The 21,453-nt window shown below is 55.7% G+C and carries 20 protein-coding genes and 1 pseudogene; 11 read left to right on the top strand and 10 right to left on the bottom strand.

Annotated elements, in window-relative coordinates; genetic code table 11:
- From ACY1JZ_RS04950 to ACY1JZ_RS04930, 5 genes are all read left to right on the top strand, one after another.
- Nucleotides 1-552, top strand: coding sequence for a cysteine hydrolase family protein (locus ACY1JZ_RS04950; RefSeq protein ID WP_270170681.1), 552 nt, complete (start codon nt 1-3; stop codon nt 550-552).
- A 138-nt stretch (nt 553-690) separates the two neighbouring features.
- Nucleotides 691-2,142, top strand: coding sequence for a nicotinate phosphoribosyltransferase (locus ACY1JZ_RS04945; RefSeq protein ID WP_462628311.1), 1,452 nt, complete (start codon nt 691-693; stop codon nt 2,140-2,142).
- Nucleotides 2,143-2,178: 36 nt separating this feature from the next.
- On the top strand, nt 2,179-2,931 hold the full coding sequence (locus ACY1JZ_RS04940) for an SMI1/KNR4 family protein (RefSeq protein WP_462628310.1): 753 nt from the start codon (nt 2,179-2,181) through the stop codon (nt 2,929-2,931).
- A 72-nt stretch (nt 2,932-3,003) separates the two neighbouring features.
- Nucleotides 3,004-3,450: a carboxymuconolactone decarboxylase family protein gene (locus ACY1JZ_RS04935; RefSeq protein ID WP_462628309.1), complete on the top strand. Its 447-nt coding sequence runs from the start codon at nt 3,004-3,006 to the stop codon at nt 3,448-3,450.
- A gap of 32 nt (nt 3,451-3,482) precedes the next feature.
- Complete coding sequence (locus ACY1JZ_RS04930) at nt 3,483-4,457, top strand: sigma-70 family RNA polymerase sigma factor (protein ID WP_462628308.1); 975 nt, start codon at nt 3,483-3,485, stop codon at nt 4,455-4,457.
- 136 nt (nt 4,458-4,593) lie between these two features.
- Here the strand turns inward: ACY1JZ_RS04930 and ACY1JZ_RS04925 are convergent, their stop codons facing one another.
- Both ACY1JZ_RS04925 and ACY1JZ_RS04920 read right to left on the bottom strand, forming a co-directional pair.
- A complete protein-coding gene (locus ACY1JZ_RS04925) occupies nt 4,594-6,300 on the bottom strand; it encodes a GMC family oxidoreductase N-terminal domain-containing protein (RefSeq protein WP_270170687.1) in 1,707 nt (568 codons plus the stop codon).
- Nucleotides 6,293-6,979 (bottom strand): hypothetical protein, encoded by a 687-nt coding sequence (locus tag ACY1JZ_RS04920; RefSeq protein WP_462628307.1) that lies wholly within the window; start codon nt 6,977-6,979, stop codon nt 6,293-6,295. The genes ACY1JZ_RS04925 and ACY1JZ_RS04920 overlap by 8 nt, the downstream gene beginning before the upstream one ends.
- Before the next feature lie 174 nt (nt 6,980-7,153).
- Between ACY1JZ_RS04920 and ACY1JZ_RS04915 the strand changes: the two genes are divergently transcribed.
- Nucleotides 7,154-7,696: a DoxX family protein gene (locus ACY1JZ_RS04915; RefSeq protein WP_462628306.1), complete on the top strand. Its 543-nt coding sequence runs from the start codon at nt 7,154-7,156 to the stop codon at nt 7,694-7,696.
- Between the two features lie 104 nt (nt 7,697-7,800).
- Here ACY1JZ_RS04915 and ACY1JZ_RS04910 read toward each other — a convergent pair whose 3' ends face one another.
- Nucleotides 7,801-8,523: a Crp/Fnr family transcriptional regulator gene (locus ACY1JZ_RS04910; protein ID WP_462628305.1), complete on the bottom strand. Its 723-nt coding sequence runs from the start codon at nt 8,521-8,523 to the stop codon at nt 7,801-7,803.
- Nucleotides 8,524-8,689: 166 nt separating this feature from the next.
- On the opposite strand from ACY1JZ_RS04910, the gene mobA reads away from it, so the two are divergent.
- Complete coding sequence (mobA, locus tag ACY1JZ_RS04905) at nt 8,690-9,289, top strand: molybdenum cofactor guanylyltransferase (protein ID WP_462628304.1); 600 nt, start codon at nt 8,690-8,692, stop codon at nt 9,287-9,289.
- A 790-nt stretch (nt 9,290-10,079) separates the two neighbouring features.
- Nucleotides 10,080-10,334 (top strand): DUF2164 domain-containing protein, encoded by a 255-nt coding sequence (locus tag ACY1JZ_RS04900; protein WP_462628303.1) that lies wholly within the window; start codon nt 10,080-10,082, stop codon nt 10,332-10,334.
- A gap of 240 nt (nt 10,335-10,574) precedes the next feature.
- On the opposite strand, the gene ACY1JZ_RS04895 is transcribed toward ACY1JZ_RS04900, so the two are convergent.
- Entirely contained in the window at nt 10,575-11,210 is a 636-nt protein-coding gene (locus ACY1JZ_RS04895) for a GntR family transcriptional regulator (RefSeq protein ID WP_270170696.1), read from the bottom strand.
- Between the two features lie 242 nt (nt 11,211-11,452).
- Between ACY1JZ_RS04895 and ACY1JZ_RS04890 the strand changes: the two are divergent.
- A pseudogene (locus ACY1JZ_RS04890) lies at nt 11,453-12,889 on the top strand (four-carbon acid sugar kinase family protein); the annotation flags it as partial.
- Between the two features lie 91 nt (nt 12,890-12,980).
- Here ACY1JZ_RS04890 and hflX read toward each other — a convergent pair.
- The 6 genes from hflX to ACY1JZ_RS04860 form a co-directional block, all read right to left on the bottom strand.
- A complete protein-coding gene (gene hflX, locus ACY1JZ_RS04885; protein WP_270170698.1) occupies nt 12,981-14,246 on the bottom strand; it encodes a GTPase HflX in 1,266 nt (421 codons plus the stop codon).
- Nucleotides 14,247-14,824: 578 nt separating this feature from the next.
- Nucleotides 14,825-15,418: a ferric reductase-like transmembrane domain-containing protein gene (locus tag ACY1JZ_RS04880; protein WP_270170700.1), complete on the bottom strand. Its 594-nt coding sequence runs from the start codon at nt 15,416-15,418 to the stop codon at nt 14,825-14,827.
- Between the two features lie 52 nt (nt 15,419-15,470).
- The gene (locus ACY1JZ_RS04875) at nt 15,471-16,463 is read right to left on the bottom strand and encodes an FAD:protein FMN transferase (protein WP_462628302.1); all 993 of its coding nucleotides are present in this window, start codon (nt 16,461-16,463) and stop codon (nt 15,471-15,473) included.
- Nucleotides 16,463-16,861 (bottom strand): hypothetical protein, encoded by a 399-nt coding sequence (locus tag ACY1JZ_RS04870; RefSeq protein WP_462628301.1) that lies wholly within the window; start codon nt 16,859-16,861, stop codon nt 16,463-16,465. Before ACY1JZ_RS04870 ends, ACY1JZ_RS04875 begins: the two co-directional genes overlap by 1 nt.
- Before the next feature lie 289 nt (nt 16,862-17,150).
- Nucleotides 17,151-17,486, bottom strand: a complete 336-nt coding sequence (locus ACY1JZ_RS04865) for an AzlD domain-containing protein (protein WP_270170705.1) — start codon at nt 17,484-17,486, stop codon at nt 17,151-17,153.
- A complete protein-coding gene (locus tag ACY1JZ_RS04860) occupies nt 17,483-18,202 on the bottom strand; it encodes an AzlC family ABC transporter permease (protein ID WP_462628378.1) in 720 nt (239 codons plus the stop codon). The genes ACY1JZ_RS04865 and ACY1JZ_RS04860 overlap by 4 nt, the downstream gene beginning before the upstream one ends.
- Before the next feature lie 295 nt (nt 18,203-18,497).
- Here ACY1JZ_RS04860 and ACY1JZ_RS04855 point away from each other — a divergent pair, with 295 nt between their 5' ends.
- Both ACY1JZ_RS04855 and ACY1JZ_RS04850 read left to right on the top strand, forming a co-directional pair.
- Nucleotides 18,498-19,277, top strand: a complete 780-nt coding sequence (locus ACY1JZ_RS04855) for an ABC transporter ATP-binding protein (protein ID WP_462628300.1) — start codon at nt 18,498-18,500, stop codon at nt 19,275-19,277.
- Nucleotides 19,278-19,758: 481 nt separating this feature from the next.
- Nucleotides 19,759-21,177 (top strand): MFS transporter, encoded by a 1,419-nt coding sequence (locus tag ACY1JZ_RS04850; RefSeq protein ID WP_462628299.1) that lies wholly within the window; start codon nt 19,759-19,761, stop codon nt 21,175-21,177.
- Nucleotides 21,178-21,453 lie beyond the last annotated feature (276 nt).

Here is a 21,453-nt window from a genome sequence, read left to right as displayed (position 1 = left end):
ATGAAAGCATTGATTGTGATTGACTATACCGTGGATTTTGTGACAGGCAAGCTGCCGTGCGGGGAGCCGGCAATCGAGATCGAGGAGCGGATTGCTGCACTGGCCGAGCAATTTGCACAGGCGGGAGATTATGTGGTGATGGCTGTGGATCTGCATGATGAGGGAGATCGCTACCACCCGGAGCATCGCTTGTTTCCACCGCATAATATTCGTGGCACGCAGGGACGGGAGCTATATGGCAAGCTGAATACCGTCTATCAGTCGCATAAGGAGAGCATGGTCTGGATGGACAAAACCAGATATAGCGCCTTCTGCGGGACGGAGCTAGCGCTGCAACTGCGTGCGCGAGGCATCACGGAGCTGCATCTTGTCGGTGTGTGCACCGATATTTGTGTGCTGCATACGGCGGTGGATGCGTACAATCAGGGCTTTGACATTACCGTGCATGCAGATGCCACCGCGAGCTTCAACCCTGCAGGACATGAGTGGGCGCTGGAGCATTTCGAACACACATTGGGCGCGCGGGTGGAGGGCAAGCGCCAGCCTGAATGAAGGGGCATGCCCCAGTGACACAGTAAACGTTGGGATGTGTTGGCGCGATGGAAGCGGGCAGCAGCCGGCCTGTTCAACGGCTGGCGGTCATAATCGCGCCGCGGGTATACTGCGATGAGAGACTTGGAGGAACAGAACATGCTTAATAGCAATCTGACACTGCATACTGATAAATATCAACTGAACATGATGTACGCCCATTGGGTACATGGCACCCATAATGATAAGGCCGTCTTTGAGGTGTATTTCCGCAAGCTGCCCTTCGGCAATGGCTACGCAGTCTTCGCCGGATTGGAGCGGATTGTGCACTACATTCAAAATCTGCATTTTGGCGAGGAAGAGCTGAACTACCTGCGTACTCAGGAGGAGGGCTATCCTGAGGCCTTTCTGGAGGAGCTGCGCAGCTTTCGCTTCACGGGACGAATGGATGCGGTAGCGGAGGGCACGCTCGTCTTTCCTGGCGAGCCGCTCCTGCGAATCGAGGCACGGCTGTTCGAAGCGCACTTGATCGAGACAGCCATGCTCAATATGCTGAACTATCAGACGCTGATAGCGACCAAGGCATCGCGGATCAAGCAGGTAGCGCCGCAGGACATCCTGCTGGAATTCGGAACGAGACGGGCACAGGAGACGGAGGCGGCCGTATGGGGAGCGCGTGCAGCCTATATCGCGGGCTTCCATGCCACCTCGAATATGCGAGCCGGTATGATGTTCGGCATTCCTGCGAAGGGCACGCATGCTCATGCCTGGGTACAGAGCCATGACAGTGAGGAGGAGGCGTTTCGGCGCTATGCCGAGGCGTTGCCCGATCAGGTGACGCTGCTGGTGGATACCTATGATACGCTTCGTAGTGGAGTGCCGGCAGCTATACGGATTGCGAAGATGCTGCGGGAGCGCTCGAAGCAGATGCAGGCGATTCGGCTGGATAGCGGCGACCTTGCCTATCTGTCGAAGCAGGCGCGGAGGATGCTGGATGAGGCGGGCTTTCCCGAGGTGAAGATTGTGGCCTCCAACGATCTGGATGAGAACATTATGCTGAATCTGAAGGCGGAAGGAGCGCGCATCGATACATGGGGGGTAGGCACGCAGCTTATTACGGCGGCAGATCAGCCGGCACTAGGCGGGGTCTACAAGCTGGTGGCGCGGGAGAAGGACGGGGCATGGGAGCCAGTGATCAAAATATCGGGCAATCCCGAGAAAATCTCCAACCCTGGCGTCAAGGAGGTGTACCGGCTGGTGAGCAAGGCGACAGGCAAGGCGGAGGCGGATTATATCGCGCTTCGCGAGGAGGAACAGCCTGCTCCGGGCAGACGGCTCAAGCTGACAGATCCACTGCATGTCTATCGACACAAGTATATCGACGAATATGAGGCGATTCCGCTGCTGCAGCCGATATTTGACGGGGGTAAGCTTGTATGCGAGCTGCCGTCGCTGGAGCAGATCCGCCATTACCATGAGCAGCAGAAGCACCTGTTCTGGCCGGAATATATGCGCAAGCTGAACCCTGAGGTGTATCGCGTCCATCTGAGCGATGCCACATGGGATCTGAAGATGCGGCTCGTACAGGAGCATCAGGAACGGCAGCCTTAACCCGGATATACCAGTTTAAGGAGGATTAGATACAATATGTATATCGTCACTCACAGACTGAAGCCGGTGCCTGATCAGGAGCTGACGCTCTATGAGCAGCAGCATGCCGTCAGGCTGCCTCATGCTTATCGCGAATGGTTGAAGGCGTATGGCGAAGGCACCTATGCGGGCTGGATGAATGTGCAGCTACCCGACGCTGAGGTGCTAAAGCCGTTTGCTGAATATGATTTCTGGGTGCATAATGCTGACGCCCCCATCAGTGAGCAGCAGATTGCGGAATGCATCAGCATCGGCAGTTCGGTGGATGGGGACATTCTTGCCGTACATCCTGAGGTGGAAGGACTGTTATGGCTGCCGCGGCATGATGAACATATTCGTCTATTTCCCTGCCTGTCCTCGGCATTTGGCGCGACGCTTGATCTCATCTACCGCGAGTGGTACAGCAGTGAATCTCCTCCTGAGCTATTGTATTATGAACCATGGAAGGAAGAGCGCCAGCACGTATTTTATCTATTTAAAGGGGCGGAGCATGGCCTCTCGATGCAGCAGTTGGCACAGAAGCTCAAGCAGGAGCTGTCATGGGATGCGATGCTGGAAAATGAGCATACCTGCATCTTGTTTAAGTCCGCCATCGGTGGGTATGTCAGGTTCAATTATGCTTATAACACCGAGGTTGCGATCTTTTATGAGGTTGCAGATGAAGCGGATCATGCGTTGGTAATGGAGATTCAACGTCTGTTGCTAGCTCATCATTGCATGCGGATGCAACAGACGGGAGCAGAAAAGTGATGGTTGTTGTCACAAATCACGACGTTGTTTTGTCTTCAGTATGAGACCTATTACTTACTGGAGGCGAATCTAATGAACATGAGAATGAACTATCGCAAGGCAAGTCCGGCAACGCTGCAAGCGATGATGACGCTGGAGCAGCATACCTCGGGGAGAATCGAGGATAAAGTACTCGTGGAGCTGATCAAAATCCGCGTCTCGCAGATCAATGGCTGTGCGTTTTGTGTAGATATGCACGCCAAAGATTTGATGAAGATGGGTGACTATTGGAACCATATCGTGCTGCTCAGTGTGTGGAGGGAGGCGCCTCTGTTCACACAAGAGCAGAGAGCTGCGTTGGAATTGGCCGAGGCCGTCACCTTGATCTCTGAGAATGGCGTATCGGATGATGTGTTTGAGCGGGTGCGCGAGCAGTTCGGCGAGATTGGTGTGATCGATCTGGTGATGGTCATCAATACGATCAACAACTGGAACCGGATTGCCATTACAACGGGCATGTTCCCTGGCTGCTTGGATTAAGAGCGGGCGACGCTCCAGAGGAGGACGATATAATGACAAGCGATTCATCTGCCGATCCAGCTCGAGGTTCTTCTCTGGACGTTGGTCAACTATACAGGCAATACAAAGCCTATGCTTTTTCGATTGCCTATCGCATGATGGGAAGCGTGGTGGAGGCGGAGGATATTGTGCAGGATTGTTTTGTGGCCCTGCAGAGCATCACGCCAGGTGATGAATGCTCGGCAACGCCGGAGATTGTCAACCCGAAGGGTTATATTGCGAAGCTGGTTGTTCATCGCAGTCTCAATGTGCTCCACTCTGCGCGCAATCAGCGGGAAAGCTATGTGGGCGAGTGGCTCCCGGAGCCCATGGCAGAGGGGAGCCACTCGCCCGAGGAGGAGATGGAGCACAAGGAAATGGTATCCTATGCCTATCTCGTCATGCTGGAGCGGCTCTCGCCTGTGGAGCGCGCGGTCTTCGTGCTCAGAGAGGCCTTCGGACATGAGTATCGCGACATTGCGGCGTGGATAGGGAAAACCGAGAGCAATTGCCGCCAGCTATTTAGCCGGGCGAAGCGGAGCTTGTCGAGGAGCATGTCTGCTTTGAACGATGCACACCCTGATTTCGCTGCCAAGGAACAACTGCTGACGCAGTTTACCACCGCATTTATGAATTATGATGTGCCTGCCATGATGGAGCTATTGGCTCAAGAACCGGTGTTCACTGCGGACGGTGGCGGCGAGGTGCGCACCGTCATGAGAACGATGAAGGTTCGCAAGGGCGTTCTTGCACTGTTGACATCTCCTCGCACGCTGACCACCCTGCGCCAGTTGGAGTGGAGACCCATCTCCCTCAATGGGGAGCTGCACATTGCACTGCTGCAGGAGGGCAGGCTGATGGGCGTCCTCTGCGTGCAGGCTGATGCAACCGGTACACGGATTGAGGGTGTCTATCTGCAGGTGAACCCAAATAAGCTGGGCAGGGTCATGAGCAAACGCAAAGGATCGTCTCGATCTCGACAGGGTTAAGGCGGAGTAGAAGTAGAAGTAGAAAGTAGACAGGAAGGACGAGGCAGAATTGCTTGTCCAGACTCATCCGGCAGAGAGCTTATCTGCCGAGGCAAAGGCGCATAGGGGATGCGCCAATGAACGCCAAGGAAGCATATCAGCTAAAATAAATCTCCGCTATCTTATCTGCGGTGCGGGTAGCCAGCGCCTGTGTGGTGAGTGTCGGGTTCGGCCCGCCGATGCCATTGAAGTGCACGCTGTTATCCGCGATAAATAGTCGCTTCACATCGTAGGCCTCGCAGTTCGTATCGACAACATAGCCCATCCGCATCGTGCTCTCAAGATGAAGCTGGAAGGCAAATGGGGTATCGGAGCGGATGATAGTACGTGCTCCGGCAGCCTGGAGTGATTCACATGCATAACGAGCCAGGCGGTCGCGCCGCTGCAGTGTCTTGGCACTGGGCGTATAATGCACAACAGGAATAGGGCCGTTCTCATCCTTCAGCAGCGGATCAACCTCAACTCGATTGATATAGCGTGTCTCATCGTCGGTCAGCAGCAGATAGGTCATCGTGCGGCTGTAGTTTTCCATAAGCGCCTTGAGCTGCGGGCCGATGACGCGCCCCCGCAGATCCCAGGGAGCATCCGGCTCCGGGTGGCTGAAGGCGGCATAGCCAGCCTCGCTAAATCCGTAGGTAAGGTAAGACATTAGCCCCGGACTAAGGCAGGACACCTGGAAGATACCGGTTCCAGGAATATCGACTCGGGCTCCCGATGTATGTCCGATATAGGGATAGACAGCGGGAAAGCCGATCGTATTCAGCAGATCCCTCTCATCGAATACGCCTCCCACCCAGTCAAAGCAATGATTCGTCAAGCCGCGACCCACCCAGCCATTATCAGGCAGGCCGGAGTTGATCCACAGGCGTGGAGACTCGACACAGCCCGCGGCCATGACGATGGTCTGTGCGGTCAACTCGCCAATCTCTCCAGTCCAAGTATCCCGGAATCGCACTCCTACGGCGTGCAGTGCTCCGGCAGGGCCGCGTTCGGTCAATATTTTGATTGTGAAGGAATTGGGGCGGATGGAGACATTGCCCGTCTTGAGCGCAAGCGGCACATAGCTGACGAGGGTGCCGCGCTTGGCGATTCGATCAACGGACGGACCGGCGGTACAGCCGTTCATGCAATGTCCCTGCAGATTGCAGCCCTCCATCTCATTTAGCTGCTCCATCGAATAGCTTGGGTTCATCAGGTTTTCATTCGGCGGCAAGATGGCATTCGGATTAGGACGATAGCCGGGAGTCACGACATCGAGCGTCGGATTCAGCTTCCAGCCGGCTTTTTTTACACCATAGTAGAACAGCTCCTCCTTCGGCGTAGTAGGGGAGAAGTTAACCGGCAGTGTAGCCTCAACCTTCTCATAATATGGAACCAGCTCAGCGTAGCTGATCGGCCATACACCGTCGATAGCGGACGGGAAGGCGCGTGGAGACTGCGACCAGTAATGCTGTGTCGTTCCGCCGACACCGGACAACTGCCATATTTCTCCTCGCTGGCGCTGGATGCGATGCCAGGGGGAGCGGCGCCGGTCGGCGGGCCCGAAGCGGAATACGCCAGAGACCACATCATTCATATTATTTTCATAGCGGTTATAGATTCGTTTGTAAATATTGACGTCCAGATCATGATAACTGGAGCTCCATTCTCCGCCGCGCTCGCTATTGGGCTGCGGCCATTTCTTGTTGCCATAGAAGGGGCCGGCCTCCAGAACGAGCACCTTCAACCCTTTCTCCGCCAGCTCCTTGGCGGCTACGGCACCCCCGCCGCCCGATCCGATGACGATCACATCTGCATCATACAATTTGGTAGCCTCCTTGGTCGCGTTCAATATAGAGTACAAAGCCGAGAAATGCGCGATAGCCGTCAGCGATGCCGGGATACCCTGCTTGACGCCAACCGATCGGGAATCCATAGAGCCGTCTGCAGACCGGGGTGTCGAGTCTGGTCGGGCCGTAGGCGGGCCATTCGGAATAATTGCCGAACATGACGGCCCGATTCAAATAATCGACAACGAACTTCACATATCCGCCGTCATGTTGATACGGAGGCGGTAGCAGCTCCAGGTCAAATTGCAACTGCTCCAGCAGCGCAAGGACACGCATCCGGTCACAGGGAACGAGCGCGGCGAAGGGGCTGATGGCCCACAATGCCGGATTCGGAGGACAGGTCTCCCAGCCTCTGGCGACCAACTGCATCGCGGCGCTATTCAACATCTGCGCCGTTGGGGCAGCAAGCGGGAAGACAGTAAGGCTCAGGCCGCTCATAAGTGCTAGCGAATGGTCAAGCTCCCAGATGATATATTGCTGCACATGCAATTCGACCGCTCCAATGGCCTGCTCGCCGCCAAGCTGAGGTAGGGCAGCCGTATTTGGCACAATCAGTGCGGCTAGTCCACAGAACGTCTCGCGAATGCCTGGATTTAACTGTGCCGCGTAGATGCTTGCTGCTTGCAGGGCAATCCCCTCCTCATAGCCATTCATTTCGCTTAGAATAAATTTATTGATAGGTACGGCAAATTATTCTGTTCTTGAGAATCATCAAAAAGAATATAAGATTGTGATTTTTTTCACATACATATCTTTTGAAATGCGCCATACTAAAGATGCAACAAGGAACAACAATACAAGCCCAACACATGAGGGGAGAGAACACACATGATTAGAAAATGGTGGACGGAAAATGTAGGTGCTTCGGCACTGCTTGCACTGCTAAGAATTTATCTGGGCTGGCAATGGCTAGTGCCTGGTTGGCATAAGCTTACAGGGGACACGCCGTTTGATGCGAGTGGATTTTTGAATAATGCGATTAACAATCCGGTTGTCGAGAAGGGAAGTGGAGCTTTAGTTTACCCTACCTTTACTGCATTTATTAACAATTTCGCCTTGCCTAATGTGAAGCTGATTAACTTCCTGATCCCGCTTGGAGAGTTTCTGGTAGGTCTCGGCCTGATGCTCGGCTGCCTGACCATCGCTGCTACCTTCTTCGGATTGTTGATGAACATCATGTTCATGTTTGCGGGAACCGTATCGACCAACCCTTGGCTGATGCTCCTCGGATTCCTCGTCATCGCAGGTGGCGCCAATGCCGGACGCTTCGGACTCGATTACTATGTCAGACCGCTGCTGCGCAAAGGCTGGAACAAGCTGAAACACCGCGGTACGCCGACTGGAACCAACCGACCGGTGCAAGCTGGCTAAGCCCGCCTGGTTCATAGCCAAAAGTATACCCCCTTCATCCCCGTGAAGCGCAGCGAGGGAGAAGGGGGTATTCATGTAGTCGGATGCAAAATATATAATGTAGACTACATGCGGCATATATCCTTGGGGCAGTTCTCACAATGGCAAATATCGCGCAGGTAATCCAGATCATGAATGACCAGATGCTGCTGATCATACGACAGCACGCCACGTGTCTTCAAGTCGCTAAGCATCCGGTTCACACTTTCACGCGTAGCGCCGATCATCTCGGCCAGATCGGTGTGCGTCTGTTTTTTGGAAATCCAGATGCCGTCCTTCTTCTGCTCGCCGTAAGTGTTGGTCAGGCGAATCAGGGTGGAGCAGAGCGCACCCGGCTTGCCGAACATCATCAGATCGCGAAATTTCGTCTGGGTGACGCGATGCATCAGCCCCATCCATTTCATGAACTCAACAGCAAGCTCTCCATGCCGCCAGAGCAAAATTTCCAGATCCCGCTGCTGAATGACACCGATCACCGTATCCTCCAGTGTATCGGCACGGAACGAATGGGTCGACTGCTGGAAGGGATCGACCTGGCCGAACAGATCGCCTTCCTGATGGATGCACATAATGATCTGCTTGCCGTCCGGGGATGATTTTGTAATTTTCACACTGCCGGATTTCAAATAATACAGCTTATCTGCAAGATCTCCGTCCTCATATAGGGAGGTGTTGGCAGGCCATTTCTTGTCATACATAATCTCTGTCAGCTTCACCAGACTTTCTGGAGAAAAACAGGATGTATTCCGTACTCCTGTATCATGAACCTGCGATTCAAAGGTAGTCATATGAATCCCTCCCGTTATTGTTATCGTTATTATATACGAAATTTGGCTGTTTGGAGTGTGATATTTGTCACAGCCCAGAGAACATACAGGAATAACGTGAGATTTCTCACAGCGCGGCCGCAATATTAATGTTTTAATAAATGTAAAATGGAGGGAGGAGAAGGGGATGAATATTACTGGAGCGATATTGGCGGGAGGCTCGTCTGACAATGCGCCCTCATCGCGAAGCGGCGCCTTTGGCACCTACAATGGAGAGATGCTGCTGGACCGTCAGCTTGCGGTGCTTAGTGAGCTCTGCGGGGAGCGAATTGTGGTGACAGATGCTCCCAAGCCTTTTTTGGATGTGCTGGATTCAAAGGTTAGGCTGATTACGGATTACGCCTCGGGAAGCGGAGCGCTCGGGGGACTTCATGCAGCCTTGCATCTGTCCACCCATCCGCTCGTGTGGGCGCTGGCCTGTGATATGCCGCTGGTGACCAAGGACGCTGCTGTATTCATGGCGGAGCGGATTAGCGGGTATGACGCTGTCGTGCCCGTGTTGAATAATCGGCTGCAGCCATGGTGCAGCATCTATACGAAACGCTGTGCCAAGGTGGCTTCGGAGCTGCTGCATAACGGGATGGCCTCTCCTCTGGTATTCCTGTCCTTTATTCATTATAAGCCGATTCATGTCAGTGAATTCGTAAGCCATGGCATCGATCCCAGCTTCCTGTACCGGATGAGTCATCCTCATGATCTGCTCAAGACGAAGCAGTCCCAGAGCTGAAGCTGTGCTTGCCGGGCGATGCCAGTACCGGAAGTCCACAGCACCGTTACGCGCTGCTCCATCCGCCACAGCCTATAGCGGAGAGGGCAGCGCTTTTGTCTGTGCCCAGCGCCGATCAGAAGGAACAAAATAATGGAAGCCTTAACGGAACCGAAACCTGCTATCTGTTGTCTAATAGGTGGAGGTGAACTCTTGTGGAGGAGTCCATTCGAGCAGGCATCCTCCAGGCCTAATCATATCTGTCCGCTTGCGGACATAGGTATACTAATGGGAAGCCTACTTCTGCTGCGGGAGAGGAGAAGCTGGCACGAAGGAGCATTACAATAGCAGGGAGGGAATGCAATGAGTACAGAGCTGCTCATTCAACTGCTTGTGCTGATTGTAATGATCATCGGGTTGGCTGTCCGTTCGGAGTAGTGTTGCTCAAGGGGAAAGACCGGAGGTCCGAGGCGGCCTCCGGTTTCTTCTGCATGCCTGAAATGGCTGGAATGGCTGGAATTTCTATATGATGGACAATCCATCATGAGAGCGTACAGCCGTGGTGCGGTCGATATGATATACTGGGAGTAATCGGCGGTGAGCGGTTTACGCGATCTGCCAAGTCGACAACGACTAGGGTGTGTATGTCAGCTTCGCATGGAGTAGATGCTACCGAGCTTTCGTATGATGGCCGGAAGCTTTTTCGCAGGCGTTCCCCCCGGGTACGCCTGCGAAAAAGCGAGGGGGCGAAAAGGCGGGGATAGAGGCTCTTATGCGTGTTGGCATAACGCCCTGAGATAGGAGGGTAATGATGCATGGTGTAAAGCTGTCCCGTGAGGTGAAGCAGGAATTGATGCGGCGTGTGCAGCGTTATTTTGAGGAGGAGCGGGGCGAGCAACTGGGAGAACTAGGGGCCGACCAACTGGTTGAGTTTGTGCTGGAGGAGCTGGGCCCAGCCATCTACAATCATGCGCTAGCGGATGCCAGGGCGCTCGTGCTCGAGAAGGCTGCACAAATAGAGGACGAGCTCTACAGCCTGGAGCAGCACTATCGTCCGTCCCGATAGCCATGTGAAGGCCACGGACGGCCACTTCATGTCCTTGTCCTGACATGAAGGCTAACGCGGGGTTAAAGCTCTCATCATCTAAAGGAAGCATGACCGGATGATACTTGCGGGCAGGAGATCAGCTTGTGAGCGCACCAGAAAGTATGTCACTGCGCGCAGCTCCCAGTGATGCTTCGCTGTATGACAGCGGTCGGCCGATCACAAACGGAGAGCTGCGCGACACAGGCCGAACACGCGGTGCTACAGAACAAGTATGCGCGCGCCATGCTCCAGATGCTCAACCATCAGGGCGAGTGCCTTGTCGCTCGCTCCTGAGAGCATGGCTTCCACAAGCTGGACATGCTCCTGGTACGCCTGCTGGATGCGTTGATGATCCTTGCGCAATATTTTGAGCGGAATCTGGAATAGCTTGTCCTGCAGATTGTCCATCCATAGAATAATTTCATGGTTGTCATAGAGGATAGCCAGTTGCCGGTGGAATTCGGAATCCTTCAGCGAGAATGCGGCATAATCATGGACACGCATCGCCGCCTCCTGCTCGGCAAGGTTGCTGCGGAACCATGCTATATCTTGCTCCTGCCAAGCGCGGGCAGCAAGCTTCTTCACGATATGTCCTTCCAACGCTATCCGCACATCAAAAAAATCTACGACCCGTTGCAGCGACGGCTCATTCAGGCTGAGCCCCTTATTAGGCGCGTAGTTGAGCAGTCCTTCGGCCGTAAGCCGCTCCAGCGCGGAGCGAATCGGGGTACGGCTCATCTGCAGCAGCTCCACCAGATAGTTCTCCGTCAATTGCGCCCCCGATTGAATCTCGCCGCTCAAAATAAGCGTTCGCAGTTGCTGGTAGGCTTGTTCTTTTAATGTCAGCTTCGCCATACTCTCATTTCCCTTCCTTTATCCAAATGCCAAATAAACGATTTCATTCAGACTATCAGGCGAGACATCGCCCGTCAACTCTCATTGTATATCAATTGTATACATGTTGAATACAATAGAGTGATGTGCTATACTCGACGAAAGCGTGTGCTGGGCATTATAGCTGGAAGAGCGGCAGGATTGAAGTCGTGAGCAGGGGGAAACGGGCAAGGATAGCGGAAGCGGAAGATGCAAGGGCAGATATGGATGAGGGAGATGCGGAAGATATGGAACATAACGGACATCATGAGCATGGACAGGATGGAAGCTGCGGGAGTCAGGAGATGGACAGCGGATCGCGAGCAGACGGGTTGTTGCTGGCCTATTACGGCGATGATTTCACAGGCTCGACGGATGTTATGGAAGCGTTGACATGGAATGGTGTACGTACCGTGTTGTTTCTGGAGCCACCGACGGAGGAGCTGCTGGCGAGTCGATTTGCCGGCATTCAGGCCTTAGGTATAGCAGGCATTAGCCGTTCCTTGCCGCCGGATGAGATGGAACGCGAGCTTGTGCCAGTATTTGCGGCGTTGGCGCGCTTTAACTCGAAGATCGTACATTACAAGGTATGCTCCACCTTTGATTCGTCTCCGACGATTGGCAGCATCGGGCGGGCAATGGAGATTGGGGCGGCCGCGTTCGATGATCAGTCGGTTGTACCGCTGCTTGTCGGCGCTCCTTCATTGCAGCGCTATACCGTATTCGGGCAGCACTTTGCGGCGGTTGGCGGAATGGCCTATCGTCTTGACCGCCATCCAACGATGTCGAGCCATCCGATGACACCGATGGACGAGGCCGATCTGCTGCGCCATCTGGCTCGCCAGACGAACCGCAGCTCGGCGCTGCTTAATATTCTCGATCTGGAGGGCGACAGCAAGCGGCTGCGGGAGAGGCTGCAGCTACGACTCGCCGAACAGCCCGGTGTGCTGCTGTTTGATGTGCTGGATCAGCCGCGCCTGCAGGCTGCGGGGCAGCTCATCTGGGAGCTTGCCGAGCAGGGCAATCGCTTCGTCGTCGGCTCCTCCGGCATCGAGTATGCACTGGCTGCGCATTGGCAGCAGCAGGGAATTGTCAAGCATGGCAAGCAGCCACAACGCCAGGCCAGCGGGGGCGGTCGAGCGTCAGCGATGCTGGCTGTGTCTGGTAGCTGCTCACCTGTGACGGAGGCGCAGATCCGCTATGCGCTCGATCATGGCTTTACTGGCATCCAGGCTAATGTGCCGCGGCTGCTTCATCCAGATACAGCAGCAGCCGAGCGGGGAGCGCTGCTGGCTCGGGCGGAGTCGGTCGCCGCAGAGGGCGGGATACCGCTCGTCTACACGGCGCTCGGCTCTGCCGATGAGCAGATCGGCCTGGCACGGCAGCAACTGGAGCAAGCAGGTCTGTCTGCCTCAGACACTGGACGGCTGATCGGCCAGCAGCTTGGACGGCTGGCACGAGAATTTGCTGAGCGCCATTCATTGCCGCGGCTGCTGGTGGCAGGAGGAGACACCTCAGGCTATGTGATGCGCGAATTAGGCATCTACGCGCTGGAGGCGCTGCAGCCGCTCGCCCCTGGCGGACCACTGTGCGTCTGCTATGCGGAGAGTCCGCAGTTCGACGGCTTGCAGCTTGTACTCAAGGGCGGACAGGTTGGTCAGGAGGATTTCTTCCTGAGAGTGCTGCAGGGACAATGGCGAGCAGCCTCTCCCGGCACGGAAAGGAAATCGCGAACCGTACTGGGAGCCGCTGCTACAGAATCTGCACCTCATGCTTGTAGCGCTCCAGCTCCGCGCTGTCGCACAGAACAACCATGCGAGTGCCCTCCTCCTCATAGGACAGCTCGGCTACCTCGGTGCGCCTCTGGAGATAAGCGACGATGTGGCTGCTACGATAGGGCACGAGCAGCTCGTGACGGGCATAATGGTTGAACAGGCGCGTATCCAGCGCTGCCGTCAACTCCTCCAGCCCTGCTGCCTTGCCTGCGGACAGGTAGATGGCTTCTTCTTCAACACGCGGATAGGGCTCATTGGTCAGGTCAGCCTTGTTACAGAGGAGCAATTCCTGAATGTGATCGGCCCCAAGCTCGCGCAGCGTGTCCCGGGTCACCTGTATGTGACGCTCGTGATCCGGGTTGGCAACATCGACAACATGCAGCAGGAGATCCGCCTCGGCGACCTCCTCCAGTGTGGAGCGGAACGCCTTCACCAGATGATGCGGCAGCCTGTCGACGAATCCGACCGTATCGGTGACCACCAGCGAACGATTGCCGGGCAATTGAATGCCGCGCGACCTCGTCTCCAATGTAGCGAACAGCATATCATGAGCAAATACCTGCTTGGAATCCGCCTGGTCGCACAGCTTCAGCAGTGCATTCATCATCGAGGATTTGCCAGCATTCGTATAACCGACCAGACATACAACAGGCACCTCATTATGGCGCCGCTGCTTGCGCAGGAGATGACGTCGTTCTGCCAGCTTCTCAAGTTCAGCACTTAGCGTAGCGATGCGCTCCAGGGCGCGGCGACGATCCAGCTCCAGCTTAGTCTCGCCAGCACCGCGGTTCTTGAGTCCTGAGCCGCCGCCCTGGCGACCCAGTGACTGGCGGCTGCCAACCAGACGCGGTAGCATATATTGCAGTCGCGCAACCTCCACCTGGAGCTGCGCTTCCCGCGTCTTCGCCCGCCGCGAGAATATTTCAAGAATGAGCATCGTCCGGTCAATAATTCGGCATTGCAGCGCCGACTCAAGATTGCGAATCTGCGAAGGGGACAGCTCATCGTTAAATACGACATCAGGATAATCGTGAGCCGCCAGCAGCGCTCTGAGCTCCTCCAGCTTTCCGCTGCCAAAATAGGTGGAGGGATGCGGGCGAGCCGTCTTTTGGGAGAATTGACCCGAAGTCTCCAGCTCACAAGCGTATGCGAGCTGAGCAAGCTCCTCCATCGCATAGTCAAATTGCTGCTGGTTGCCCGTCTGTACACCGGCAAGCAGCACTTTCGTCCATTCTGTTCTCATCGATTCATCTTCCTCTCTGTATCTGGGTATAGGGGGGAGTAACGACAAGCCCCAGGACAGATGCGCATTAGATGCGCAAAAAACACAGGCAAGGCTGCCTGTGTCCGCAGGTGAAGAGGAATCAGATGGGTAGTGAAGCGCCAGAAGCGGCAGCAAGCATACCGATAAGTCGGTCGATCTGAATACTCGCAGCATGCGCAGGCGCACCTACATGAGAACATGCGGGACGTATGGCGCATGAGATGAGAAGAGCCGCAGCATAAGCTGCGGCTGTCCTCATCCATCCTGAAGCTGCAACAGCAGACAGACGTAGCGAAATTAAGCCAGACGTCGCCAATTAATAGTGCTGCTGCGAGTATGGGAAGGTGGACAGACCTATCCTGATTCCTCTGCCTACAGGCAGAGCCTTGGGGCATTCATGCAATTAGCCACGCAAAGTGCGAATCCGGATATAATCTATCACACCAAACCCTCCGTTCATGTAAAAGTGTTCCAAGTGTATCATGCAGTCACGACACCTGTCAACCGTAGGCTCCATAGGCGAGCTCTGAAGCATCCCTTCCGGCTGCAAGGCAGCATCAGAATTTCCTAGCCGGAGCGGTTCGGGCAGTCGGGGCAGCGGAGCTTCCCTTAGTGGCACGGCTGCGGATGAAGGCCCGCCCTGCAGCCAGCACGAGAGTTGCGAGCAAGGTTGTTATATAGACCCATTGCATAAGCGGATGCTCGGAGTCGGTGCCCGCCATGACACCATGGATGAGTGCGGCGACATATATCGGGTAAGCAAGCATGTGAATGGCGAGCCATACCGACCGTTTGATAGTGGGTCTGAGATCCGAAGTTAGCAACAGTGCCAGCATGCCATACAGCGCCATCGTGCCGAGGCCGTACCAGAGCGGCTTGTCATGAGCCATGAACGGAATCAGAAGCTCTGTCCATGTGAAGGGAGTGTACGTATCGACGACCAGCACGGCAGCATGCAGAAGAGCCAGTATGGTGCCCAGCCCGGTCAGGCGTGAATGCCAAGCGTATAGCGTCGTTTTGAGTGAGCCCTTGGCAAAGGGGTAGCCGTACAGCAAGCCGAGTGACATCCCGGCAAACAACAGCAAGTAGGCAGCGATGCCGAGCGTGCGGGTAATTTGCCAGGTCGGCCATGTTAGAATCCAGTCTATCATTCGTCATCTTCCCTTCTGCGTGTAAAATGATCTTATCGTGATTGGCCAGCAGCTATGATGAAGCGCCGTCAGCACAGCCGTGCCAACGAAAGTTGGTGAACTCTGCCCGCCCGTGGAATTGATTCGTCCCATCCGCTGCAACCAACATCGCTTCATAGCCTGGCGCGTGCCGCTGCATTAACTCCAGGCCTTGCTCTGCTCCGGCGATGCAGAGCACCTTGGCCCAGATTTCGCATGCAGTCAGATCGGCTCCGGCGACAGTGGCCTGTACGATGGCGCTGTGCGAAGACTTGCCAGAGCGGGGGTCGATGAGATGATGCTTTTCTTCCATCCCCATCCTCCATCGCCGTCCCCTTGTTGAGGAGGTCGCGACCGCGCCATGCGTCATCGCCACCTCGCCGATGCTCTCGTCTTCTGCCCAGGGCGAGCGGATAGCAAAGTGCGCCAACTCCTGGCTTGCTGGCGATTGCCAGAGGGCGGCATCTCCTCCCGCATTGATGAGTACAACGGGTATATTGCGTGACCGCTGCAGCCATCGGCCAAGCTGCCAAGCTGTCCAGCTCTTGGCGATTCCGCCCAAATCAAGGCTCATCCCCTTCTTAAGACGCACCGCCTTCATGGCCGTATCGAGCTCATATGGAGACATGCTGAGGTCAAGTGCCGCGGGACGCTGGGCCTGTGCTGTAAGAGGCTGCCGCCAGAATTCGGCGGCATGCTCGAAGGAGCGGCTGTAGCCAGACGCCTCGAGCGCGTTGCGAATTCCGGGATGGAACAGGCTGCCGGTAAGCTTGCGGTAGCGTTCCGCAGCCGCCAGCAGGTCAAGCAGGTTGTCCGACACCATCATCCAGGAGCCTGAGCCTCTGTTCAGCCGGTTCAGCTCGCTCTGCGGGAGAAAGCGGCTGAACCGATGTTCGCAGTCGTCGAACCAACGACGGCACAGGTTGGCGATTTCCTCGGTGTTGTGGTCGCCATTGCGATCAAAGATCAACTGCACCTCGATGGCTGTGTTCATGCTGCGGAACACGATTTCGGAGAGCCGCTCCATCAGGAACGCCCTGTGCGTGACTGCATGCCGCTGCCACTGCTATATTCCCGTGAGGTCCAGTTGCCCCCGCCAGATGAGGTACCGCTATCTGATGAGTCCCCGCTGCGATTGGTCCAACTGCTGTCATCTCCTCTACTGCCATGCCAGCGTCCGCTGCCATGTCCTGGGCGTTCATTCCATCTATCGCCTTCCCTGTCATCTCCGCTATCGGCCCACTGCTGCATCCGGTCGTCCTGCTGTTGTAGATTGCCTTGCGTATCCGTGGTCGTTGGGCTTCCGCTCACGAGCACCTGCTCGCGAAAAGCATCGCTGTGCTGAACGATGCTGAATAGTACCATAACGGCTGCAGCGCTTCCGGCGCCAATTTTCCATTTTTTCCATTTGTTTATCTTCTTCAACGCTACCGCCTCTTTTCATGCTTGGATGGTCTAAACGATGTGCAATGTGAACGTCAAGTGCTGATGTGATGAGGATAGCACGGTAAGCTGAAATCAGGCTTAAACGGAGTTGAGAACCAAATAAAATAATTAACTGAAAGCGTTGGCAGAAGGATTAGGGGGGAAATGAAACAGGGCGCCCTGGATATATCCAAGGGCACCCTGTGTGCGCTTCAAGAGGAAGACAAGGCAACAGTACCGATTGCAATGGCGCATCAGCAGATGGCGAATTCTATGGGGCTCCGCCTGATTAGGCGGCGAAGATGGACAACAGGCGCAAAGCGGCCATCGTTAGGATGCCTACAGCTACAGTGGCTAACAGGCTCTTGCTCAGAACGGCCGTAGCAAGGGTCGGCACGATAGCGGTAAGTGTCTCATAGTCCAGATCGACCCGCCCATCATGTTGGATGAGCGTACTCTCGATGACGAGCGCCGTCAGGATGCAGATGGGTATATAAGACAGCCAGCGGAGCACAAGTTGAGGCATCTGTAGGCGCTGCATGATAATAAACGGCAAGATGCGGGGAAGCGCTGTGACAACCATGCAGCCGATAATAACCATCAGTACTTGCGGGTGAACAGTCATTGCTCCGTCATCACTCCGATCGTTGCGACGATAAGGGTAGAGAGCAGCACCGCCAAATGCGACGGTACAACATAGGACAGTATATACATGCTCATAGCCATACACAGCACCAGCATCAGCCGATGCTTCAGTCGGGAACGCTCTGTGGAGCGGAGCTGGTCGACCAGCAGCGCAATGAACATGGCCGGCAAGGCAAAATCGAAGCCGAATGCTTGTGGATCAGCGATGCGATAACCGACAAGTCCGCCGGCAACACAAGAGATGATCCATGTCAGATAAGCTGTCAGGTTGAGTCCGTTCATCCATGCTCTGCCGAGTGTAGCCCCCTTGGCTAGCTGGCTGGAGGCAACGCCGAACGTCTCATCCGTCACCAGTGCGCCGATGCCGATATTATGCAGCAGCGAATTGCCCTTAAACGAGGGAGCTAGTGTTGCACAGAGCAGGAAATGCCGTGCATTCACAATAAATATGGTCATGATGATGACAGACGAAGCGCTCCCGGCGGCTAGCAGCGAGCACATAATGAACTGGGCAGCGCCTGCATAGACCAGCCCGGACATAAGGGCGATCTCGAGCGCGGTCAGCCCGGAAGCGACCCCGATCATGCCTGCGGCGAAGCCGATACATACATAGCCGAGCAAGGTTGGCAGACAATCCCGCACACCTTGCATGAAGGTTGTAAGTTGAAGGGGGGCCGTCTTCCGAGAGGAGGGCATAACAGTGAATCTTTCCAAAGCAGTAACCTCACTTGTTCAAATATTAGCCATAAAAACGATGGCATCCTTGGCACCCCTTAGTATACCTCCGACTTGAGTATTCCGCTAGGGTACGTCCTGCACCTTCGGGCGGGAGCAGCATGTGTCGAAGGATCGTTCTGGAACAAGGATGGCAATTGTTGACTGCATTCGCGCATGGTATGCTAGATGAAGTGAATGGTAGGTCATAGTGAGAGGCTGCGAGCCTGTACGCAAGGAAGAGCCGAGATGAAGCCAAGAAGAGGAGGCACGGGCGATGGAACATATAATTGATCTGAACGGGATCAGTTGGCAACAGGATCAGAAGACGATTCTCCATCATGTTAGCTGGCAAGTGAAGCGCGGGGAGCATTGGGCGGTGCTCGGCCTTAACGGGTCAGGCAAAACGACGATATTAAATATCATCAACGGCTACATCTGGCCAAGCAAGGGGAGTGTATCCGTTCTGGGGCATCCCTTTGGTACCGTTGATTTGCGTGAGCTGCGCAAGTCGATCGGCTGGGTAAGCTCGTCCTTTCAAGAGAGAATGCATTATAACGATCTCACCGATTATGTCGTCATTAGCGGGAAGCACGCCTCGATCGGCCTGTACGAGAAGCCGCTGGAGGAGGATATTGAGCGGGCGCATCAGTTGATGAGGGAGCTAGGCTGCGGGCATTTGATCGGGGGGAGGTATCGTACCTGTTCTCAGGGCGAGAAGCAGAAGCTGCTGATTGCACGGGCGCTGATGGCTTCTCCCAAGCTACTGATCTTGGACGAGGCTTGCAATGGACTGGATTTTATCTCGCGCGAGGCGCTGCTGGCAAGCATCAGCGAGCTGGCCGCGAAGCCGGATGCGCCGACATTGCTGTTCGTGACCCACCATACGGAGGAGATTCCCCCGATATTTACTCACACCCTGCTTGTTCGGCGCGGTACAGTGTTCGCCAGCGGCTTGACGCGGGAGATGTTCACCAGCCAGACGCTGTCGGCGTTTTTTGAAATGCAGGTCGATGTACTGTGGCAGAAGGAACGAGCCTGGCTGTCTGTCAAGTAACCTTCCATCGGGGCATAGTGCGTACTGGCCTGGGGACGGGAACGGCAGCAATATGGGCGCAGATAGGTATTAGTGGGACAGCGGGGCAACCAGAGAACAGCACGATTGCCAGTGGGACGGCGCGGTGAGCCATAGAACAGCGCTTTGAACCATACACCACTGGCATGCTGCGTGCTCTCGGACGATGACCCGAATAGCTGCTGGCCATGCACTATCATTGCCCGCAGTTGCCTGAATAGCTGTTATGAGAGTCCGGCTGAAGGTGCTGCTTAGGGATGTAAATGCATGCTTGCGTCAGATGAAGGTTGACAAATAAAAGTATAGATACTAAACTAAAAGTGGCTAGTCATCATGTACAAGCCGCCGTGCACAAGCCGTTATCGACAACCATCATGGACCCCTTGCCGGAACTCATCCTCACATCTTCTGGAATAATTGGCGGCATGATAGTTTATGTACTAAACTTTAAGGTGGTGGCAAGTTGAAACTAGAAGCTACAGCGTCTCCCCGGCAACTCGGCAGGAGCACGGCGCAGTCCCGTCTCATGCTCATCGCCATCTGTATCGGCGCCTTTATGTCTCACTACACGGCTGGAGTGGTGAACGTATCGCTCCCGGCGATTGCTCGTGAATTTGCTGCTGATGCCAGGCTGGCGCAATGGGTAACGACCGGTTATCTGCTTACGATCGCGGCATTGCTGCCGCTGATGGGCAAGCTGGCGGACCGAATTGGACATCGCCGATTGCACAATGCGGGCTACATCCTGTTCGGCATCAGCTCGCTGCTGACGGCTCTGGCGCCGGGACTTGCCGTACTGGTGGCGCTTCGCGTCATTCAGGCTGTCGGCGCGGCCATGTTCCAGGCGTCCAACATGGCGCTGATCGTCCTGCATACCCCGCCAGACAGAAGGGGGAGAGCGCTGGGGGTGATGAGCACTGCGGTGGCGCTGGGCGGCTTGAGCGGCCCGGTCGCTGGCGGTGTCATTGCACAGTGGCTGAGCTGGCAGTGGCTGTTTCTTAGCCATGTTCCGGCTGCTGCGGTTGCGGTGCTGCTGGCCATGCGGCATATACCGCAAGACCGGCTGAAGCGGGAGCAGTCCCCGCTTGGCTGGAGAGGCGCGCTGCTCTTTACAGTGGCGATCGGGCTTACAGTAGCCGGGTTGTCCGCTCTGGGCTCAGGAGGCGAGCAGCTTCACCTGCCGCTGCTCCTGCTTGGCGGCGCTGCAGTCACTTGGCTGGCGCTGTTGTTGAATGAGCGTAGAGCCTCCACTCCGTTCCTGCCTGTCAGGCTGCTGCGTATCCGGGGGGTAGCGGCAGGGCTCATACTTAGCACTGGCGTCTTCATGCTGTCCAATATGGTGCTGGTCGCGCTGCCGTTCGACCTGGCGGTTGCGGGCGGGTTGTCCTCTCTGGCGATCGGGACGGTCATGGCGGCTTATCCGCTGCTGCTGGCCATAGCAGCACCTGTTGCTGGTCGTATGGCGGATCGCGGCCGAACGCGCAGCGCGCTGCTGCTGGGCCTGGTGGTAATGGGACTGTCCTTTGCAGCCATGGCGCTGCTATGGCAGACGGTTCCACCCTATGGAGTGGCAGCGCTGCTCGGTGTGCTTGGGGCGGGGATGGGGCTGGTCACCTCGCCTAATAACGGCTTCATCATGGGGCATGTGCCGCGCAGCGAAGCGGGTACGACCGGCAGTCTGGTCGCTCTGACCCGCAATGCGGGCATGGTGCTTGGCGCAGCGTTAGGCCTCGGGGCCTCAAGGGTGGACGTGGGGACTACGGCTACCTCGCATATGCCGGCGTTGCAGTGGCTGCTGGCTGCAGGCGTCGTTCTGTCGATCTTGCTGCTCCTGCTGCTGAAGCTGTGGGGGTTCACTGCGCCGGCGCAGCGATCGGAGTAGGACGGCCTGACGCACGGACAGGGCAATCCGATGACCTGTCTCTTTCAGAAGTTCCTAGCCATCGTGCGAAATCGTGCGAATAAGAGGTGTTGACAACCGCAGTTGGGGAGATTTATAATCCAATACAACATGGCGAAGACCAAAGACATGATCTCCTTGTTCATCCTGCCCAGAGAGGGGGGCGAATGCTGAAAGCTCCCTCCGTGATGGCGAAGAGATTACCCCTTTGCAGCCGTGGCCTGGAACCCGCTGACTATTTCATGGCGGTAGTATGGG

It is taken from the genome of Paenibacillus sp. J5 (assembly GCF_054955055.1).
Note: the sequence above shows the minus strand (reverse complement) of the source record. Positions and strands in the feature narration are given on the sequence as shown.

Coding starts and splice junctions, on each gene's coding strand:
- ACY1JZ_RS04875 (WP_462628302.1), bottom strand. CDS start 16,463: ATGGAGCGGCTCTCCGAAATCGTGTTCCGCAGCATGAACACAGCCATC.
- ACY1JZ_RS04880 (WP_270170700.1), bottom strand. CDS start 15,418: ATGATAGACTGGATTCTAACATGGCCGACCTGGCAAATTACCCGCACG.
- ACY1JZ_RS04945 (WP_462628311.1), top strand. CDS start 691: ATGCTTAATAGCAATCTGACACTGCATACTGATAAATATCAACTGAAC.
- ACY1JZ_RS04950 (WP_270170681.1), top strand. CDS start 1: ATGAAAGCATTGATTGTGATTGACTATACCGTGGATTTTGTGACAGGC.
- ACY1JZ_RS04895 (WP_270170696.1), bottom strand. CDS start 11,210: ATGGCGAAGCTGACATTAAAAGAACAAGCCTACCAGCAACTGCGAACG.
- hflX (WP_270170698.1), bottom strand. CDS start 14,246: ATGAGAACAGAATGGACGAAAGTGCTGCTTGCCGGTGTACAGACGGGC.
- ACY1JZ_RS04860 (WP_462628378.1), bottom strand. CDS start 18,202: ATGCCCTCCTCTCGGAAGACGGCCCCCCTTCAACTTACAACCTTCATG.
- ACY1JZ_RS04865 (WP_270170705.1), bottom strand. CDS start 17,486: ATGACTGTTCACCCGCAAGTACTGATGGTTATTATCGGCTGCATGGTT.
- ACY1JZ_RS04935 (WP_462628309.1), top strand. CDS start 3,004: ATGAACATGAGAATGAACTATCGCAAGGCAAGTCCGGCAACGCTGCAA.
- ACY1JZ_RS04915 (WP_462628306.1), top strand. CDS start 7,154: ATGATTAGAAAATGGTGGACGGAAAATGTAGGTGCTTCGGCACTGCTT.
- mobA (WP_462628304.1), top strand. CDS start 8,690: ATGAATATTACTGGAGCGATATTGGCGGGAGGCTCGTCTGACAATGCG.
- ACY1JZ_RS04900 (WP_462628303.1), top strand. CDS start 10,080: ATGCATGGTGTAAAGCTGTCCCGTGAGGTGAAGCAGGAATTGATGCGG.
- ACY1JZ_RS04855 (WP_462628300.1), top strand. CDS start 18,498: ATGGAACATATAATTGATCTGAACGGGATCAGTTGGCAACAGGATCAG.
- ACY1JZ_RS04920 (WP_462628307.1), bottom strand. CDS start 6,979: ATGAATGGCTATGAGGAGGGGATTGCCCTGCAAGCAGCAAGCATCTAC.
- ACY1JZ_RS04940 (WP_462628310.1), top strand. CDS start 2,179: ATGTATATCGTCACTCACAGACTGAAGCCGGTGCCTGATCAGGAGCTG.
- ACY1JZ_RS04930 (WP_462628308.1), top strand. CDS start 3,483: ATGACAAGCGATTCATCTGCCGATCCAGCTCGAGGTTCTTCTCTGGAC.
- ACY1JZ_RS04910 (WP_462628305.1), bottom strand. CDS start 8,523: ATGACTACCTTTGAATCGCAGGTTCATGATACAGGAGTACGGAATACA.